The organism is Mesorhizobium sp. M1365, assembly GCF_040317865.1.
Taxonomy (GTDB): domain Bacteria; phylum Pseudomonadota; class Alphaproteobacteria; order Rhizobiales; family Rhizobiaceae; genus Mesorhizobium.
This window is the reverse complement of record NZ_JAMYLG010000013.1, coordinates 108,906-127,286: the sequence shown is the minus strand read 5'-3', so window position 1 is coordinate 127,286 and position 18,381 is coordinate 108,906. Positions and strand designations below refer to the sequence as shown.

The following is an 18,381-nucleotide window of genomic DNA, read 5'->3' as shown; positions in this document are numbered from 1 at the left end:
TCAGCGCTGGTGGCTCCGGGCAGCGGGGTCCTGCCACCGTTCGCCTATGGTGCAGGTGTTGTACTTGACTTAGACTATCGGCTTGGTGGCGGGCGGCTCCGAGAGAAGCGCCATGACGATAGTGGCAGGTCAGGCCAAGGACGGACTGTCGTTCGGTCCTTTCCATCTGGTTGCGCGCGAAAGGCTCGTCACAAAAGACGGCGCTCCCTTGGCGCTGGGCTCGCGTGCACTGGACATTCTCATTGCCCTGATCTCCACGCCGAATGAAATCGTCGGCAAAAAGGATCTGATGTCGCGGGTTTGGCCCGATGTCGTAGTCGAGGAAGGCAGCCTGCGGTTTCACATGACCAGGCTCCGCAAGGCGCTGGGTGACGGAAAGGACGGCGCACGATACATCGCGACACTACCAGGGCGGGGTTATTGCTTCATCGCGCCCGTCTCGCAGATCGGCGGTCCGCGCGATGAAGAGCCTGCAGCTGCCGCCAGTTTTCCGCACGCGAATCTTCCGAGCCGCTTGGGCCGAATGGTTGGCCGGGACGACGACGTTCTTCAGCTGTCGGCTCGACTGAATGCGTCGCGCTTCGTCACAATCGTTGGCGCGGGCGGCGTCGGCAAAACCACCGTCGCGATCGCGGTCGGACATCACCTCATTGACGGCTTCGCGGGCGCTGTGCTGTTCGTCGACCTGGGAATGCTCGGCGATCCCGACCTGGTGACGACAGCCGTCGCCTCCATGCTTGGGCTGTCGGTTCAATCGAGTGACGCGACGCCCAGTCTGATCGCCTACCTGCGCAACAAGCGGATGCTTTTGATCCTCGACACCTGCGAGCATCTCGTCGATGCGGTGGCGCCTCTGGCCGCAAGCATCATCGACGCGGCGTCGCAGGTCCACATTCTGGCAACAAGTCGCGAAGCGCTTCGGGTCGAAGGCGAGCATATCTACCGATTGGATGCCCTTGCCTGTCCGCCAGACGACCCAAGGCTTACGGCGGCGGTTGTCCAGACGTTCCCGGCCATTCAACTGTTCGTGGAGCGCGCGGTGGCAAGTGGCGCGCGCTTGGATGTCAGCGATGCGGAGGCCCTGATCGTCGCAAGCATCTGTCGAAAGCTTGACGGTGTGGCGCTTGCAATCGAGTTGGCGGCCCGGCGGGTCGAGTCTTATGGATTGCAACAAACCGCCGCGCTTCTCGATCAACGTCTGACTTTGCTGTGGCTGGGATCGCGGACCGCGCCACCGCGTCAAAAGACCCTGCAGGCCACGCTGGATTGGAGCTTTGGGCTACTTACCGACCTGGAGCGCGCAGTGCTTCGCAGGCTCGCTGTATTCCTTGGCCATTTCACGCTCGATGCGGTCTTGGAAGTCGTCACAAGCGCTGCCCTCGACAGATCGACGGTTCTTAATGCCATGGATAGTCTTGTTGCCAAGTCGATCATAGCGACGCGCCCGCTCGGAGCGATGATGCGCTATCGGCTCCTGGATACCACGCGCGCCTACGTCCTCGATATCAGCATAGATGACGCCGAGGCCGCCGATCTGGCGGTGCGCCACGCCGCCTACTATCGAAGATGGCTTGAGCAAACAGGTATCGAGTGGCCAGGTCTGGCGACCGGCGAGGAGCGGGCTCCTCACTTCGCCGCCATCAACAATGTGCGGGCCGCTCTGGAATGGTGCTTCGGCGAGGGCGGAAACGCCGATATCGGCATCGGACTTGCCACTGCTGCCGCGCCTGTTTTCCTGGCGATGTCCTTGTTGCCGGAGTGTCATCGCTGGTCAGAACGCGCGATATTCGCTCTCGACGATGCCGCTCTTGGCGGACTTGACGAGATGCATCTCCAGGCAGCCTTGGGTGTGTCCCTGATGTTCATGCGGGGAGGGCGTGATGCGGCGCGCGTCGCCCTGGAGAAAAGCCTGGCGATCGCCGAAGAACGCGGTGATACGTTGGATCAAGTGCGCCTGCTGGGTCCGCTCAACATGTTCCACCTGCGGACAGGCAACTTCGTGACCGCCCTCCAGTTTGCAAAACGCTGTTCAGCCATAGCCGCGACCCTGGAGGATCCGGTCGCGATTGCGTTGGCGCATACCATTCTGGGGATATCGCTTCACCTTCGTGGTGACCTGGCCGAAGCCCGCGCGGAGCTTGAGGCAGCGCTGGATCGTGGGCCACGCTCTCAGCGAACCACAACGGTCTATCTCGGTTTCGAGGGCAAAATCCTGGCCAAGGCTATCCTGGCGAGGAACCTTTGGCTGCAAGGCCATCCGGACCAAGCCATGGAACGTGCTCGACAGGCCGTCGAAGAGGCCGCCGCCATGGACCACTCGCTGACTCTGGCGATCGCCCTGATCTGGGGAATATCGGTGTTCCTGTGGGCCGGGGAACTGGAGAGCGCGGAGGCACACATCGACATGCTGATTTCCCGCGCCGAGTCCCATTCCATGGCCCCTTATCTGCTGGTCGGTCGGGGATTCAAAAGCGAAGTCGCAATCCGGCACGGGGATGCGACAGGTGGGGTCGGGGGCCTCCAGAGTTCTCTCCAAAACCTCCACGCAGCACCTTACGAATTGCTCACGACCGAGCTCAACCTCTCGCTGGTTAGAGGACTATCCGCGATCGGTCGGGTCGACGAAGCAGTCGCGCTGATCGGTGATTCAGTTGGTCAAGTCGAAAAGAACGGTGACCAATTGTACCTTCCGGAGTTGCTGCGGATGAAGGGAGGCCTTCTTCTCCAACAACTGTCGGAACGCAATCGCGACGAGGTCGGCGCATCCCTAATGCAGGCACTGGAGTTGAGCCGGAGTCAAGGCGCGCGGGCATGGGAGCTGCGAACCGCAATTGATATGGCAACGTTGATGGCTGGGCGAGGCGAGATCGACGGCGCTCGCGAGCTCTTGCAATCGGTTGCGGAGCATTTCGTAGAAGGCGCGAGTACGGAAGATTTGAAGGCTGCCGCGCGCCTGTTGGCGACGCTGAACTAGCTACCGCCGATACGCGTTTACACTTTTGCAGACGGTCCGACGGCAGCTATGGGCGCATAGCCGCCGTCCGCTGTCCTTCAGATCTGGCCACCGGCACTTGATGTGCAAGACAGAATTTGCCAACACAGATGCCCGCCCTTCGGTGCGATGCCCCTCACCTGCCCCTGGACAAGCTCCCCAAAATCCCGCGGACGATCGCCCGTCCGACCGACGAGCCGACCGAGCGCACGATGGATTTGATCGCCGCCTCCGCAACGGTCTGACGGTTGGAGGGGCGCGGCGCGCGGCGGCCGCCGGTCGGCTGGGGATCGTCATTGCCGAAGCCGGGAATGGTCCAGCGCGAACGGCCGCTTTCCTGTTGCTGCGCCTGTGCCTCCTGGGCGTCCTTGGCCTTCTTCTGCAGCATCTCGAAGGCCGATTCGCGGTCGATGGTCTGATCGTATTGTCCCGCAACCGGGCTCTCGGTGATCAGCTTGCGGCGCTCGTCGGGCGTGATCGGGCCAAGGCGCGATGACGGCGGGCGGATCAGCGTTCGCTGCACCATGGACGGCACGCCCTTGGCTTCCAGCGTCGAGACAAGCGCCTCGCCGGTGCCGAGCTGCGTGATCACGGTTGCGCAGTCGAAGTCGGGATTAGGCCTGAACGTCTCGGCCGCCGTCCTGACGGCCTTCTGTTCGCGCGGCGTGTAGGCACGGAGTGCGTGCTGCACGCGGTTGCCGAGCTGGGCCAGCACCGTTTCGGGGATATCCAGCGGATTTTGCGTGACGAAATAAACGCCGACGCCCTTCGAGCGGATCAGCCGGACCACCTGCTCGACGCGGTCGACCAACACCTTCGGGGCGTCGTCGAACAGAAGGTGCGCCTCGTCGAAGAAGAAGACCAGCTTCGGCCTGTCCGGGTCGCCGACTTCCGGCAGTTCCTCGAACAGTTCCGACATCAGCCACAGAAGGAACGTCGCATAGAGCCGCGGATTCATCATCAGCTTGTCGGCGGCGAGCACGCTGATGGCGCCGCGTCCATCGCGCGTGGTGCGCATGATGTCGGATATCCGCAATGCCGGCTCGCCGAAGAAATTGGCAGCGCCCTGCTGCTCCAGGACCAGCAGCGTGCGCTGGATCGCGCCGACCGAAGGCTTCGTCACATTGCCGTAGCGGGCGCCGATCTCTTCGGCGCGGTCGGCGATATTGGCCAGCAGTGACTGCAGGTCCTTCAAATCGAGCAGCAGAAGGCCTTCCTCGTCGGCGATGCGGAAGGCGATGTTCATGATGCCTTCCTGCGCCTCGGAAAGGTTCATCAACCGCGACAGAAGCAGCGGCCCCATCTCCGAGATGGTGGCGCGGATCGGGTGGCCCTGCTCGCCGAACAGATCCCAGAAGATGACCGGGAATTCCTGGAATTCATAGGGATCGAGCTTGACCTGCTCGGCCCGCTTGACCAGGAAATCCTGCGCTGTGCCCATCATAGCGATACCCGACAGGTCGCCCTTGATGTCGGCGCAGAATACCGGCACGCCGGCATTTGAGAAACCCTCGGCCAATATCTGCAGGGTCACCGTCTTGCCGGTGCCGGTCGCGCCGGTGACCAGGCCATGACGATTGCCATATTGCAGCAAAAGCTGTTCGGGCCGCTGATAACTGTCGTCCGGCTTGCGGCTGGCCCCTATGAAGATACTGGTATCGTCGGCCATGTGTCCGGTCTCTCCGCAAACCTATAGGGTTGAATGCCCTGATCCCTTGAAGAAAAGGGAGCCCCGCCGCAGGTATAGTGAGGCCATTGCGCAGCGACAATGGGCACCGTCGAAAATGGCTTTTGGAGCTTGCGGAACCTGCCCATGTTTGGCAATCGGTTGACGGTCACCGTCACGGAAGGCGAGTTGCACCGCATGTGTGCTGCATTGTGATATCGGGCCGGGGACCGTAGACTGACATAGTCGGCCGCTGCGGCCGCTAGAACGAGGAGAACCGATGGGCGCCGGTGCCTTGACCCAGGATGCCGAACTTCCGAACGTCGACCGGCAACGATGGCTGGCGCTGGCGGAGAAGGCGCTGGCCGGCGGGTCCTTCGAGGAAAAGCTCGTCTCGCATACGGACGACGCCATCCGCATCGAGCCGCTCTACGAGCGTTCGGTAACCGCCGAGCCTGTCGTGCGCGCCAACCCGGGATCACCGTGGATCGTCAGCCAGCGCATCGACGATCCGGACATAGGCCGCGCCAGTGCGCAGGCGCTGGAAGACGTCGCGCAGGGTGCCACCGGACTGTCGCTTGTCTTCGAGGGTGCGCCGAACGCCTTCGGCTATGGCTTGCCGAGGACGGCGGAGGCGCTGGAGGGCGTGCTCGACGGCGTGCCGCTCAACCGCATCCAGATCCGCATCGACGCCCATCCCTGGAGCCGTGCCGTGGCCGACTGGCTGGTGGCGTTTTTGACCAAGCGCCGCTCCGACCCGGCAAAGCTCAACCTCTCCTTCGGCATCGATCCGGCGGCGATCTTTGCCGGGACCGGCAGGCTGCGCATGTCGATCGAGGCTTTGCAGGCTTCGATGCCGCAATCGCTGGCGCATTTCTTTTCGATGGGTGTGCCCGGCGTGCTGCTGGAGGCCGACGGGCGGGTATTCCACAATGCCGGCGCCACCGAGGCGCAGGAGCTTGGCACCATGCTCGCCTCGGCCGTCTCCTATTTGAGGCTGTTCGAGAAGGCGCGCCAGCCGCTCGTCTACGCGGCGCCGCATATCGGTTTTGCGCTCAGCGTCGACCAGGACCAGTTCGTTTCGACGGCCAAGGTCAGGGCGTTGCGCAGGCTGTGGGCGCGTGTCCAGGAGGCCTGCTCGATACCGCCCTCCACCGCCAGCATCCATGCCGAAACATCCTTCCGGATGATGACGGCGGCCGATCCGGAAACCAACATCCTGCGCACCACCATTGCCGCTTTTGCCGCTGCCGCCGGCGGCGCGGATTCGATCGCCATCCTGCCGCACACGATCGCGCACGGCCTGCCCGCGGGTTTTGCCCGCCGCGTTGCCCGCAACGCGCAACTGATCATGGCCAATGAAAGCAATATCGACCACGTCGCCGATCCGGTTTGCGGTTCGGGGGCCGTCGAAGCGCTGACTGCGGAGCTCTGCGCGGCGGCCTGGCAGGAGTTCCAGCAGATCGAGGCGGAAGGCGGCGTGCTGACCAGCCTTGAGCAAGGCCACATCCAGAGGCGCGTCCAGGCAGCTTCCGCCCGCCGCAACACAGCCTACCAGGCGGGCGAACGGGCGATCGTCGGCACGACGCTGCACCCGTCGAAGACCGAGCGTCCGGTCGAGACGCTGGCGGCGGAGCGGCGGCCTGCCTTCACCGAAGGCGTTGCGGTGTGCGAGCCGCTATTTCCGATCCGCATCGATCAGTCGATCGGAGCCGTGCCATGATCCCGGATTTCAGCCAGATCGCCTGGTCGCCGCCACGGCGGGCGCCGGTCGAGATCAAAGGCCAGCGGATGACGCCGGAAGGAATCGCCGTCAAGCATCTCTACAACCAGGGCGATCTCAAGGGCTTGCCGCACCTCGATACCTATCCAGGCCTGCCGCCTTTCGTGCGCGGCCCCTATCCGACGATGTATGTCCAGCAACCCTGGACGATCCGGCAATATGCCGGCTTCTCGACGGCCGAAGAGTCCAACGCCTTCTACCGGCGCAATCTTGCCGCCGGCCAGAAAGGCCTGTCGGTCGCCTTCGATCTCGCCACGCACCGCGGCTACGACAGCGACCATCCGCGCGTCGCCGGCGATGTCGGCATGGCCGGCGTCGCCATCGATTCCATTCTCGACATGCGCCAGCTGTTCGACGGCATCCCGCTTAACGAGATGACGGTATCGATGACGATGAACGGCGCGGTGCTGCCGATCATGGCGCTCTATATCGTCGCGGCGGAGGAACAGGGCGTTGCGCAGAAGGACCTCACCGGGACCATTCAGAACGACATCCTGAAAGAGTTCATGGTGCGCAACACCTACATCTATCCGCCAAAACCTTCGATGCGGATCGTGTCGGACATTTTTTCCTACACGTCGAAGCACATGCCGAAGTTCAATTCGATCTCGATCTCCGGCTATCACATGCAGGAGGCGGGAGCGACGGCGGATCTCGAGCTCGCCTACACGATTGCAGACGGTATCGAATATGCCCGCGCCGGCGTCGCGGCCGGCCTCGACATCGACCGTTTCGCGCCGCGCCTTTCCTTCTTCTGGGCGATCGGCATGAATTTCTTCATGGAAGTCGCCAAGCTGAGAGCAGCGCGCGTATTGTGGGCCAGCCTAATGCTGAAGAACTTTTCGCCGAAGGACGAGCGCTCGCTGTCGCTGCGCACCCATTGCCAGACTTCGGGCTGGTCGCTGACGGCGCAGGATCCCTACAACAACATCATCCGCACCATGATCGAGGCGATGGCCGCCACTCAAGGGCATACGCAGTCGCTGCACACCAATTCCTTCGACGAGGCAATGGCGCTGCCGACCGACCATTCGGCCCGCATCGCCCGCAACACACAGCTCATCCTGCAGAAGGAATCCGGCACGACGCGCATTATCGACCCGTGGGGCGGCTCCGCCTATGTCGAACGGCTGACACATGATCTGGCGGCGCGTGCGCTTGCGCATATCGAGGAGGTCGAGAGCCTCGGCGGCATGGCCGCGGCGATCGAAAAGGGCCTACCGAAGCTGCGCATCGAAGAGGCTGCCGCGCGCACCCAGGCGCGCATCGATTCCGGCGAACAGATCGTGGTCGGTGTCAATGCTCACCGTCCCGGCACGGACATCGAAGTCGACGTGCTGAAGATCGACAATGCCGAAGTCAGGGCGCGGCAATTGTCGAAGCTGCAGCGGCTGAAAGGCACGCGTGATGTGGCCGCCGCCGAGAGCGCGCTCGATGCGCTTACCCGTGCTGCCGGGAGTAACGGAAACCTGCTGGAATTCGCCATCCGGGCCGCACGCGCCAACGCCACGGTCGGCGAGATTTCGCTGGCGCTGGAAAAAGTTTTCGGCCGCCATGTCGCCTCGGTGCAGACGATCTCCGGCGTCTATCGCAACGCGCTCGGCGACAATCCGGTGGTCGACCGGCTGCAGGACAAGATCGTCGCGTTCGAGGAGAAGTCCGGCGGCAAGCCGCGCATTCTGGTCGCCAAGATGGGGCAAGACGGCCATGATCGCGGCCAGAAAGTGATCGCCACCGCCTTTGCCGACCTAGGCTTCGACGTCACCGTCGGGCCGATGTTCCAGACGCCGGACGAGATCGCCAGGCTGGCCGTCGAGCATGACGTGCACATCGTCGGCGCCTCGTCGCTGGCAGCGGGCCATTTGACGCTTATTCCCGAACTTAAGCTTGCACTGAAGAAGCTCGGCCGCGACGACATGCTGATCGTCGCCGGCGGCGTCATTCCGCCGCAGGATTACGACGCAGTCCGGCAGGCAGGCGCCACTGAGATCTTCCCGCCCGGCACGGTCATACCGGAAGCGGCGGACCGGCTGATGGACCGGCTGCTGACAGACTGACTTGACAGGTAGAAGTTTTCCGTTATAATTGTTGTTAGAACAGTGCGAAGGGAGACTGAAGGAGTTTTCAATGAACATTACCGTGCGTAAAATCGGCAATTCCGAAGGTGTGATCTTGCCTCGGGAAGTGCTTGATCGGCTAAATGTTCGTGCAGGAGATACGCTTGTGGCCGCCGAGAACGCAGGCGAACTTCGGCTTCGTCGGCTTGAAAGCGATCCCGAGAAATTCGAAAGCAAGATGAAGATAGCGCGTGAACGGATGAAGAAGTACGAGGTTGCCTACCGCGCGCTCGCAAAATGACCGAGCATCATTCGAGGGAGTTCGTGGAGGCGCTTCACGCCGAGCAGTTGCGCCTTCACGGAGGAGCAGCGGGAATCCGCGATCAAGGAATGCTGGAGTCGGCGCTTTACAGGCCGCAGCAAAGAGAAATCTATGGCGAGCCCGATCTCTGTGAACTCGCAGCCGCCTATCTTTTCGGCATTGCCAAGAACCATCCATTCGTCGACGGCAACAAGCGCACGGCTTTTGCGGCGGCCGATCTGTTCCTTTATTTCAACGGGCTGAGCATCGAAGCCGAGCAGGCGGACATTATTCAACTGGTCATGATGGTCGCCGCCGGCGAAATCGACGAGGCCGGCGCCTCAGCGTTCTTCCGCGATCATGTCGTCAAGCTCGAAGACTAACTGTCGGAGAGCTTGACGATCTCCCATTCCTTGCCATTGACCACCGCAACTTCGCCGACCTTCTTGCCGAACAAGGCCATCGCCATCGGCGACATATGAGAAATTGTCCCCTTAGCGGGATTGGCTTCGTCCTCGCCGACGATCTTCCAGTGCACCTTCTTGCCGTCGTGGCTTTCCAGCGTGACGCCCATGCCGAAGCGAACCATGTCGCTGCCCGGTTCCGGCACCGAAAGCTCGGCGCTTTCGCGTCGCGCCGTCCAGTAGCGGAGATCACGCGACACCAGCGCGATACGCTCGCGGTCGGCCCTCTTTTCGGCTCTGCCCAGTTCGTCGCGCAGAGCGGCCACCTCCGCATCGATCAGCGTCAGGCCGCGTTCCGTCACCAGATTGCGGTGATGACTGATCGGCCGCTCGCCGATGCCGGCGATGGCGTTTTCGCTGTCTTCCTCGCGGGTGAAAGCCCTGCTCATTTATCGAACTTATGCCTGACGCGACGACTCCACAAGCCGTAGCCGGCGAACCGACGTCGGAGCCGATCCGGGCCGATCCTGTCTGGCACGAATCCTGCGGCGCGACCGTTGAACGCAAGGAATCTGTGCCGATGTTGAACAGACGAACGCTGCTTGCGCAGACCGCCGGCTTTGCCGTCATGGGGCTTTCGCTCGGCAAGGCAGCGGCGAAAAACCTTCCCGGCATCGAGAAAGCCGCGATGCGTGGCGCGATCAACGCGACCGAGCTCGGCGTCCGGCCCGGTGCGCTTGACGATCAGAGCAAGGCTTTCACCAAGCTGCTGCGCGACGCGCACGACCGCGACATGCCGGTGTTCCTGCCGCCGGGGATCTATATCGTTTCCAACCTGTCGCTGCCCGGCCGGGTGCGCCTGTCCGGCGTGCCGGGCGCATCGCGGATCGTCTATGGCGGCAATGGCCATCTCATCATGGCCGACCAGGCCGAGCATATCGAACTCAGCGGGCTGGTGTTCGATGGCTGCAACCGCTGGATGGGCGACTACACGCAAGGCCTGCTCGATCTGCGCCGCATCGCCCATCTGGTCGTCGACAATTGCCAGCTTACCGGCAGCGGCAAGAACGGTCTGGCGCTCGAGCACGCCTGGGGCCGAATCCAGCGCTCGGAGATATCCGGTGCGGCCGATGCCGGCATCTATTCGGTCGAGGCCGATGGCCTGGAAATATCAGGCAATAGCGTCTCCGACTGCGCCAATGGCGGCATTCTCGTGCACCGCTGGCAGGCGGCTGAAGACGGCACCATCGTCAGCGGCAACCGGATCGAGCGCATCCAGGCGCGCAGCGGCGGAGCCGGCCAGAACGGCAACGGCATCAATGCGTTCCGCGCCGGCAACGTCATCATCTCCGGCAATATTGTCTCGGACTGCGCGTTCTCGGCGATCCGCGCCAACACTTCCAGCAATTTGCAAGTCACCGGCAACACCTGCTCGCGTTCGGGCGAGACGGCCGTGTATTCCGAATTCTCGTTCGAAGGCGCCGTCATCGGCAACAACATCGTCGACGGCGCCGCGAACGGCATTTCGATCGTCAATTTCAACGAGGGCGGCCGCATGGGCGTGTGCTCCGGCAACATCGTCCGCAATCTGTCGACCAGCGGCCCCTACCCTGCCGACGCGCCCGGCTTCGGCGTCGGCATTAGCGTCGAGGCCGACACCACCGTTTCCGGCAACGTCATCGAGAATGCGCCGCTCTACGGCATGCAGATCGGCTGGGGACCGTTCATGCGCAATGTGGTCGCCACGGGAAACGTCATCCGCAAGGCGGGGACCGGCATCGTCGTCACCGTGGTCGAAGGTGCCGGAACGGCAATCATCTCCGACAATGTCATCGACGGAGTCCAGAACGGCGCGATCGTCGGCCAGCGCTGGGCCGAGCCGGTGACCGGCGACCTCGCTGCATCAGGCAATGCCGGCTATGCGCATTTGACCGTCGAGCGCAACCACGTCAGTTGAAGGTGGCCGTCGGCCGGAGCGCGCCAACCTTGGCGCCGATCCGGCTCTCGATAGGCGGATTTGCCTGTTCGGTCAGTTTCGCTGCGAGCGCCTGGTCGGCTTGCAAAAGCTTAGCCAGCACGGCCGCGACCATCACTTCAGCGGCGCGGCCGGCGCCATCGTCGCACTTCAGCGCGATGCCAAGGCCAAGCTCCGGAAGGGCTGCACAAAAAACACCTTCGGCGCCTCCCTTGACGAAAATCCGGCCCGGTGCGGCGTCCATCATCGCGACATCGGACCTGCCCGTGCCGGCGACGAAAAACGGCTCGGCCATGCAGGCGGAAAGCAGCCGCTTCGCCGCCCGGGCGCGCACCGGCTCGAACCCGGCACCTGTCGCCATGCGGGCAAAGCCAAGGGCAAAGCTGCGCAGCGGCACGGCATAGGTCGGAATCGAGCAGCCGTCGGTGCCGCGGTGATCGGCGTCATGGGCAGCACCGGTCACCGCCTGCATCGCTTCGCGCACCATCTCCTGCGAGGCATGGCCAGCCTTGACGTAACCACGATGGGCGATGCCGCTGTGAACGCAGGTGCAGAGAAAGCCCGAGTGCTTGCCGGAACAATTGTTGTGCAGCGCGTTCGGCACGCTGCCGGCGCGGGCAAGTGCCAACGTCGCTCCATGGCTCGACGGCCAATGCGCGCCGCATTCGAGTGCCGTCTCGTCCAGGCCGGCCTTCGCCAGCATGGCGCGCGCCAGCTCGACATGTGGCGGCTCGCCGGAATGCGAGGCGCAGGCCAGCGCCAGCTCCCGATCACCGAAGCCGTAGGCATCGGCAGCGCCGCTCTCGACCAGCGGCAGCGCCTGGATCGCCTTGACCGCCGAACGCGGGAACACCGGTTGTGCCGTGTCGCCGATCTCCCAGACAGGCTTGCCGTCGGCGTCGAAGACGGCAACAGCGCCGCGATGGGCACTCTCGACGATTGCGCCGCGCAAGACTTCGACCAGAACCGGATTTGTCATGTCACCTCCCGCAATGCGGGCGGGTTTATCTGATCCGGTCGAGAATGGAAACGTAGTTGGCGACCGCGGCACCACCCATGTTGAAGATGCCGCCGAGTTTTGCTCCCGGCACCTGGATGCCGCCCGCCTCGCCGACAAGCTGCATGGCGCTCAGCACATGCATCGATACGCCGGTGGCACCGATCGGGTGGCCCTTGGCCTTCAGTCCACCGGACGGATTGACCGGCAGCCGTCCGTTTTTCGCCGTCTCGCCATCCAGGGCCAGCTTGGCGCCCTCGCCCGGCTTTGCCAGGCCCATCGCCTCATACTCGATCAGTTCGGCGATGGTGAAACAGTCGTGCGTCTCGACGAAGGACAGGTCGCCGAGCGTCACGCCCGCCTGCTTCAGCGCCTGGTTCCACGCCTGCTCGCAGCCTTCGAAGGCGAGAATGTCGCGCTTCGACATCGGCAGGAAATCCTGCACATGCTCATTGGCGCGGAAGGCGACGGCGCGGCGCATCTTCAGCGCCGTGGCCGTGTCGGCAAGGACAAGCGCGGCGGCACCGTCCGACACCAGCGAGCAGTCTGTGCGCTTCAGCGGACCGGCGACGAAGGGGTTTTTTTCGCTTTCCTGCCGGCAGAACTCGTAGCCGAAATCCTTGCGCATCTGCGCGTAGGGATTGTCGACGCCGTTCTTGTGGTTTTTGGCGGCGATCATCGCCAGCGCATCCGACTGGTCGCCGTAGCGCTGGAAATAGGCTTGGGCGATCTTGCCGAAGACGCCGGCGAAACCTGCCGGCGTGTTGCCGTCCTCCGGCAGATACGAGGCCTTGAGCAGGTTCTTGCCGATCTCGGGACCGGGCGTCGTCGTCATCTGCTCGGCGCCGACCACCAGCACGATACGGGCGGCATTGGCGTCGATGGCGCGGATGCCTTGCCTGACCGCCGCCGAGCCGGTGGCGCAGGCGTTCTCGACGCGGGTCGCAGGCTTGAAGCGCAGCCGGTCGTCTGCCTGGAGGACCAGGCTCGCGGTGAAATCCTGGGCGGAAAACCCGGCGTTGAAGTGGCCGAGCACGATCTCGTCGACGTCATCCGGACCGATGCCGGCATGATCGAGCGCCTCGACTGCCACCTTGGTGATCAGGCCCTCCAGCGTCTCGCCTTCGAGCTTGCCGAAGCGCGAATGCGCCCAACCGACGATGCATGCTGTCATGGCGATCTCCATCCTGTGGACCCGGGCTACGCGATACTTGCAGCGCGCCTCAGCATTGTTCAAGCATGAACCGTTCCGCCGGCTTCGTGAAGGGGCCAGAACCGCACAATCGCTTGATCTTGATCATCTGGTCATAGTGCCTGGCTTTTGCCAGCAAATCAGGCCGGATTTTTGTTGATTGATGCGTCAATAAAAAATAATCTTGCCCCAACAGGCCGGAGCAAGAATGCCGAAACTCGGAATGGAGCCGTTGCGCCGCAGGGCGCTAATCGATGCAACGATCTCGGCGATCGGCGAGCGCGGTTCGCTTGATGTGACGATGTCGGAAATCGCCGGGCGCGCCGGCGTGTCCTCGGCGCTTGCCCACCATTATTTCGGCGTCAAGGACGAATTGCTGTTGGCGACGATGCGGCACATCCTGAGCGAGCTCACCGCCGATACGCGCCGTGCACTTCGCGCGGCCGGCACGGCGCGCCAGCGCGTCTCGGCGGTGGTCGCGGTCAATTTCTCCGACATCCAGTTCCAGCCCGAAACGATCGCCGCCTGGCTCGCCTTCTATGTCGAGGCGCAGAAATCGGCAGCGCTTCGACGGCTGCTCAAGGTCTATGCGCGGCGGCTGCATTCCAATCTGCTCAGCGGGCTGGCCGGGATCCTGCCGAGAAGCGAGGCCGACCGGGTCGCCGAAGCGACGGCGGCGCTGATCGACGGGCTCTATATCAGGCGCGCGCTGAAAGACGGTGTTCCCGATGCCGCGACCGCGATCGCACTGGTCGAGGACTATCTCGAAACGAAGCTCAGCGGACGGCAGAAGCAGTGACATCCAAGCGACCCAACATCCTGATCGTCATGGTCGATCAGCTCAACGGAACGCTGTTTCCGGATGGGCCGGCGGACTTCCTGCACGCGCCGCATCTGAAGGCGCTCGCCGCGCGTTCGGCGCGTTTTTGCAACAATTACACGGCCTCGCCGCTCTGCGCGCCGGGCCGCGCCGCATTCATGAGCGGCCAGTTGCCGTCACGCACCGGGGTCTATGACAACGCCGCCGAATTCGCGTCTTCGATCCCGACCTTTGCCCATCATCTGCGCGCCGCCGGTTATCACACCTGCCTCTCCGGCAAGATGCATTTCGTCGGGCCGGACCAATTGCACGGTTTCGAGGAGCGGCTGACCACCGACATCTATCCGGCCGATTTCGGCTGGACGCCCGACTATCGCAAACCCGGCGAGCGCATCGACTGGTGGTATCACAATCTCGGCTCCGTCAGCGGCGCCGGTACTGCTGAGATCACCAACCAGCTGGAATATGACGACGAGGTCGCCTTCCATGCCGTGCAGAAGCTTTATGATTTTGCCCGCGTCTCCGACGATGCCGCACATCGGCCCTGGTGCTTGACGGTTTCTTTCACCCATCCGCACGATCCTTACGTCGCACGGCGGCAATACTGGGACCTCTACGAGGATTGCCCGGCGCTCGAGCCTGAGGTCGGCTTCATTCCTTACGACAGGCAGGACCCGCATTCGCAGCGGCTCTACCGCGCCAGCGACTATGACAGGTTCGACATCACCGCTGAGCAGATACGCCGCGCACGGCGCGGCTATTTCGCCAACATCTCATATCTCGACGACAAGCTCGGCGAGCTGCTGTCGGTGCTCGAGCGCACGCGCATGCTCGACGACACGATCATCCTGTTCTGCTCGGATCACGGCGACATGCTCGGCGAGCGCGGCCTGTGGTTCAAGATGTGCTTCTTCGAAGGTTCGGCGCGGGTGCCGCTGATGATCGCCGGCAAAGGCATCGCCGCCGGGCTGATCGACACGCCGGTCTCCAACCTCGACGTGACGCCGACGCTTTGCGACCTCGCCGGCATCGACATCAGCGCGATTGCGCCGTGGACCGACGGCCAGTCGCTGCTGCCGCTGCTGAATGGAAAGAAGCGCTCCGCGCCGGTGCTGATGGAATATGCCGCCGAAGGCTCGAACGCGCCGATGGTGGCGCTGCGCGAGGGCCGTTACAAATTCATCCATTGCGAGATCGATCCGCCGCAACTGTTTGATCTTGAATCGGATCCGCTGGAATCGACCAACCTCGCCGCCGATCCGGCCAATGCGGCTTTGGTGACCGCTTTCTCCGACAAGGTGCGGGCGCGCTGGGACATGGCGGCGTTCGATGCAGCGGTGCGTGCCAGCCAGGCACGCCGCTGGGTAGTCTACCCGGCGCTGCGCAACGGCACCCATTATCCCTGGGAATTCCAGCCGCTGCAGAAGGCATCGGAGCGCTACATGCGCAACCACATGAACCTCGACCTGCTCGAAGAGCAGAAGCGCTTTCCGCGAGGCGAATGATGGCAGATAGTCTCGTCCCCTCGCTCGACCATCTCAGGCAGGCCTATGCCGTCACCTCCAAGGCGACGCAGGTCACGCCGCTCCTGGAATCGGCGGCACTTGCCCGCGAGACCGGCGCCGCCCGCGTCTTCGTCAAGGCCGAATCGCTGCAATGGGCAGGATCGTTCAAGGTGCGCGGCGCCTACTGGCGGCTGAAGAAGCTCTCGCCTGACGAAACCAAAAAGGGCGTCGTCGCCTACTCCTCCGGCAATTTTGCGCAGGGGCTAGCGGCGGCTGGCCAAGCCCTTGGCATTCCCGTCACCATCGTCATGCCGATCGACGCGCCGGCCGCCAAACGCGATGCCACGTCAGGGTATGGCGCGCGCGTGGTGCTGACTGACCATGGCGAACGCGCGCGTGAGGAAGTCGCCGCCGCCAGAGCGCGTGAGATCGCCGCGAGCGATGGCTTGGCGCTGCTGCACCCGTTCGACGATCCGGAGATCGTCGCCGGCCAGGCCGGCGCCGGACTGGAGGCACTCGACCAGCTCGCCGCCAGGCAAGTGGAGGCCGATGGCTTGTTCTGTTCGGTCGGCGGTGGCGGGCTGATCGGTGGCGTTTCGCTGGCCTTCCACTATCTGTCGCCCGCCACGGAGATCATCGGCGTCGAGCCGGAAGGTTTTGACGGCATGGGCTCGTCGCTCGCGCATGGCGCCATCGAAACCATGCCGATCGGACCGAAATCGATCTGCGACGGGCTGATGTCGCGGCGGCCCGGCGACGCGCCGTTCGCAGCGGTGAAGGCCGCCGGCGTTCGCGGCGTCACCGTCGACGATGCTTCGGTGCGGCGCGCCATGCGCCTCGCCTTCGAGCGGCTGAAGCTGGTGCTCGAGCCGTCCGGCGCTGCCTCGCTGGCGGCGGTGCTCGGCGGCAAGGTCGACATAACCGGCAAGACCGTTCTGGTGATGGCAACCGGCGGCAACGTCTCGCTGGCCGATTTCATTGCGCATATGAACCACGGGCGCGCATGAACCATGCTTGAAGCGGATTTCGTCATCATCGGCTCCGGCTCGGCCGGCTCGGCCATGGCCTACCGGCTGTCGGAGGACGGTAAGCATTCGGTGATCGTCATCGAATATGGCGGCAGCGATATCGGGCCGCTGATCCAGATGCCGTCGGCGCTGTCGATCCCGCTCAATATGAGCCTTTACGACTGGGGCTTCGCCAGCGAGCCGGAGCCGCATCTCGGCGGCCGCGTGCTGGCGACGCCGCGCGGCAAAGTCATCGGAGGCTCATCCTCGATTAACGGCATGGTCTATGTGCGCGGCCATGCCCGCGACTTCGACCATTGGGCCGAACAGGGCGCGACCGGCTGGGGCTTTGCCGATGTGCTCCCGTACTTCAAGCGCATGGAGGACAGCAATGGCGGCGAGAATGGCTGGCGCGGCCACGGCGGCCCGCTGACTGTGCAGCGCGGCTCGAGGACGAACCCACTCTACGGCGCCTTCGTCGAGGCAGGCCGTCAGGCCGGTTTCGAGCTGACCGACGACTATAACGGCGCGAAGCAGGAAGGCTTTGGGCCGATGGAGCAGACCATCCGCGGCGGCCGTCGCTGGTCGGCCGCGAGCGCCTATCTGAGGCCGGCGCTGAGGCGGAAAAATGTCAGCCTGGTCAAGGGTTTCGCCCGGCGGGTAATTATCGAGAATCAACGCGCCACCGGCGTCGAGATCGAAGTGCGCAAACGGATTCAGATGGTCAGAGCGCGGCGCGAGGTGATCGTTGCCGCGTCCTCGATCAACTCGCCCAAGATCCTGATGCTGTCCGGCATCGGCCCCGGCCAGCACCTTAGGGAGAACGGCATCCCGGTGATCGCCGACCGGCCCGGAGTCGGCCGCAATCTGCAGGACCATATGGAACTTTACATCCAGCAGGAATCGACAAAGCCGATCACGCTGAACTCCGTCTTGAACCCGTTCTCGAAGGCGCTGATCGGGGCACAATGGCTGTTCTTCAAGTCCGGCCTCGGCGCCACCAATCATTTCGAGGCGGCCGCCTTCGTACGCTCGCGCGCCGGCGTCGACTATCCCGATATCCAGTATCATTTCATCCCGGCCGCGGTCCGCTATGACGGCAAGGCGGCGGCCAAGGCGCACGGCTTCCAGGCGCATGTCGGGCCGATGCGGTCGAAGTCGCGCGGTTCGGTCACGCTGCGCTCGCCCGATCCCAAATCGAAGCCGGTGATCCGCTTCAACTACATGTCGCATCCGGACGACTGGACGGAGTTCCGCCACTGCATCCGGCTGACCCGCGAGATCTTCGGGCAGGCGGCCTTCGATTCGTACCGCGGCAAGGAACTGTCGCCAGGTTCACATGTGCAATCGGATGAGGAGCTCGACGCCTTCATCCGCGACCACGTCGAAAGCGCCTATCACCCGTGCGGCACCTGCAAGATGGGCCGTGCCGACGATGCGATGAGCGTCGTCGATCCAGAATGCCGCGTCATTGGCGTCGAAGGGCTTCGGGTCGCCGATTCCTCGATCTTCCCGCGCGTCACCAATGGCAATCTCAACGCTCCGTCGATCATGACCGGCGAGAAGGCCGCCGACCACATTCTCGGGCGTACGCCGCTGCCACCTTCCAACCAGGAACCATGGATCAATCCGCGCTGGCAGGTGTCGGACAGATAGGCCATGATCCGGCGGACGCATATTCC

The 18,381-nt window shown here is 63.6% G+C and carries 14 protein-coding genes; 10 read left to right on the top strand and 4 right to left on the bottom strand.

Features of this window, described 5'->3' with window-relative positions; all coding sequences use genetic code 11:
* Positions 1–112: 112 nt before the first annotated feature.
* Positions 113–2,974 carry an ATP-binding protein gene (locus tag NKH04_RS17080; protein WP_352470982.1) on the top strand — a complete coding sequence of 954 codons (2,862 nt, stop codon included), beginning with the start codon at positions 113–115 and terminating at the stop codon, positions 2,972–2,974.
* Positions 2,975–3,128: 154 nt separating this feature from the next.
* Here the strand turns inward: NKH04_RS17080 and NKH04_RS17075 are convergent, their stop codons facing one another.
* Complete coding sequence (locus NKH04_RS17075) at positions 3,129–4,661, bottom strand: helicase HerA-like C-terminal domain-containing protein (RefSeq protein ID WP_352540736.1); 1,533 nt, start codon at positions 4,659–4,661, stop codon at positions 3,129–3,131.
* A gap of 277 nt (positions 4,662–4,938) precedes the next feature.
* Here NKH04_RS17075 and NKH04_RS17070 point away from each other — a divergent pair, with 277 nt between their 5' ends.
* From NKH04_RS17070 to NKH04_RS17055, 4 genes are all read left to right on the top strand, one after another.
* On the top strand, positions 4,939–6,381 hold the full coding sequence (locus NKH04_RS17070; protein WP_352614924.1) for a methylmalonyl-CoA mutase subunit beta: 1,443 nt from the start codon (positions 4,939–4,941) through the stop codon (positions 6,379–6,381).
* Positions 6,378–8,498, top strand: a complete 2,121-nt coding sequence (scpA, locus tag NKH04_RS17065) for a methylmalonyl-CoA mutase (protein WP_353044632.1) — start codon at positions 6,378–6,380, stop codon at positions 8,496–8,498. The genes NKH04_RS17070 and scpA overlap by 4 nt, the downstream gene beginning before the upstream one ends.
* Positions 8,499–8,568: 70 nt before the next feature.
* Complete coding sequence (locus tag NKH04_RS17060; protein WP_352770601.1) at positions 8,569–8,799, top strand: AbrB/MazE/SpoVT family DNA-binding domain-containing protein; 231 nt, start codon at positions 8,569–8,571, stop codon at positions 8,797–8,799.
* Complete coding sequence (locus tag NKH04_RS17055; protein WP_352501760.1) at positions 8,796–9,182, top strand: type II toxin-antitoxin system death-on-curing family toxin; 387 nt, start codon at positions 8,796–8,798, stop codon at positions 9,180–9,182. Before NKH04_RS17060 ends, NKH04_RS17055 begins: the two co-directional genes overlap by 4 nt.
* Here NKH04_RS17055 and NKH04_RS17050 read toward each other — a convergent pair.
* A complete protein-coding gene (locus NKH04_RS17050) occupies positions 9,179–9,652 on the bottom strand; it encodes a GreA/GreB family elongation factor (RefSeq protein WP_352501759.1) in 474 nt (157 codons plus the stop codon). The two genes, NKH04_RS17055 and NKH04_RS17050, sit on opposite strands and share 4 nt — an antisense overlap.
* Positions 9,653–9,783: 131 nt before the next feature.
* On the opposite strand from NKH04_RS17050, the gene NKH04_RS17045 reads away from it, so the two are divergent.
* On the top strand, positions 9,784–11,160 hold the full coding sequence (locus NKH04_RS17045; RefSeq protein ID WP_352501758.1) for a TIGR03808 family TAT-translocated repetitive protein: 1,377 nt from the start codon (positions 9,784–9,786) through the stop codon (positions 11,158–11,160).
* Here the strand turns inward: NKH04_RS17045 and NKH04_RS17040 are convergent.
* Together NKH04_RS17040 and NKH04_RS17035 are read right to left on the bottom strand one after the other, a co-directional pair.
* On the bottom strand, positions 11,153–12,157 hold the full coding sequence (locus NKH04_RS17040; protein WP_352501757.1) for an asparaginase: 1,005 nt from the start codon (positions 12,155–12,157) through the stop codon (positions 11,153–11,155). The two genes, NKH04_RS17045 and NKH04_RS17040, sit on opposite strands and share 8 nt — an antisense overlap.
* Before the next feature lie 25 nt (positions 12,158–12,182).
* Complete coding sequence (locus tag NKH04_RS17035; RefSeq protein ID WP_352540731.1) at positions 12,183–13,349, bottom strand: acetyl-CoA acetyltransferase; 1,167 nt, start codon at positions 13,347–13,349, stop codon at positions 12,183–12,185.
* A 226-nt stretch (positions 13,350–13,575) separates the two neighbouring features.
* Between NKH04_RS17035 and betI the strand changes: the two genes are divergently transcribed.
* From betI to betA, 4 genes are read left to right on the top strand one after another with little or no spacing between them, the layout of a single operon-like run.
* Positions 13,576–14,166, top strand: coding sequence for a transcriptional regulator BetI (betI, locus tag NKH04_RS17030; protein WP_352454288.1), 591 nt, complete (start codon positions 13,576–13,578; stop codon positions 14,164–14,166).
* A complete protein-coding gene (gene betC, locus NKH04_RS17025; protein WP_352470970.1) occupies positions 14,163–15,692 on the top strand; it encodes a choline-sulfatase in 1,530 nt (509 codons plus the stop codon). Before betI ends, betC begins: the two co-directional genes overlap by 4 nt.
* Complete coding sequence (locus NKH04_RS17020) at positions 15,692–16,699, top strand: threonine/serine dehydratase family protein (protein ID WP_502901210.1); 1,008 nt, start codon at positions 15,692–15,694, stop codon at positions 16,697–16,699. The genes betC and NKH04_RS17020 overlap by 1 nt, the downstream gene beginning before the upstream one ends.
* A gap of 3 nt (positions 16,700–16,702) precedes the next feature.
* Entirely contained in the window at positions 16,703–18,355 is a 1,653-nt protein-coding gene (betA, locus tag NKH04_RS17015; RefSeq protein WP_352470968.1) for a choline dehydrogenase, read from the top strand.
* The last annotated feature ends 26 nt before the right edge of the window (positions 18,356–18,381 follow it).

What these genes read in the sequence shown, in the direction of transcription:
- NKH04_RS17080 (WP_352470982.1), top strand. Translation starts at nt 113, where the DNA reads ATGACGATAGTGGCAGGTCAGGCCAAGGACGGACTGTCGTTCGGTCCT.
- NKH04_RS17075 (WP_352540736.1), bottom strand. Translation starts at nt 4,661, where the DNA reads ATGGCCGACGATACCAGTATCTTCATAGGGGCCAGCCGCAAGCCGGAC.
- NKH04_RS17070 (WP_352614924.1), top strand. Translation starts at nt 4,939, where the DNA reads ATGGGCGCCGGTGCCTTGACCCAGGATGCCGAACTTCCGAACGTCGAC.
- scpA (WP_353044632.1), top strand. Translation starts at nt 6,378, where the DNA reads ATGATCCCGGATTTCAGCCAGATCGCCTGGTCGCCGCCACGGCGGGCG.
- NKH04_RS17060 (WP_352770601.1), top strand. Translation starts at nt 8,569, where the DNA reads ATGAACATTACCGTGCGTAAAATCGGCAATTCCGAAGGTGTGATCTTG.
- NKH04_RS17055 (WP_352501760.1), top strand. Translation starts at nt 8,796, where the DNA reads ATGACCGAGCATCATTCGAGGGAGTTCGTGGAGGCGCTTCACGCCGAG.
- NKH04_RS17050 (WP_352501759.1), bottom strand. Translation starts at nt 9,652, where the DNA reads ATGAGCAGGGCTTTCACCCGCGAGGAAGACAGCGAAAACGCCATCGCC.
- NKH04_RS17045 (WP_352501758.1), top strand. Translation starts at nt 9,784, where the DNA reads ATGTTGAACAGACGAACGCTGCTTGCGCAGACCGCCGGCTTTGCCGTC.
- NKH04_RS17040 (WP_352501757.1), bottom strand. Translation starts at nt 12,157, where the DNA reads ATGACAAATCCGGTTCTGGTCGAAGTCTTGCGCGGCGCAATCGTCGAG.
- NKH04_RS17035 (WP_352540731.1), bottom strand. Translation starts at nt 13,349, where the DNA reads ATGACAGCATGCATCGTCGGTTGGGCGCATTCGCGCTTCGGCAAGCTC.
- betI (WP_352454288.1), top strand. Translation starts at nt 13,576, where the DNA reads ATGCCGAAACTCGGAATGGAGCCGTTGCGCCGCAGGGCGCTAATCGAT.
- NKH04_RS17020 (WP_502901210.1), top strand. Translation starts at nt 15,692, where the DNA reads ATGGCAGATAGTCTCGTCCCCTCGCTCGACCATCTCAGGCAGGCCTAT.
- betA (WP_352470968.1), top strand. Translation starts at nt 16,703, where the DNA reads ATGCTTGAAGCGGATTTCGTCATCATCGGCTCCGGCTCGGCCGGCTCG.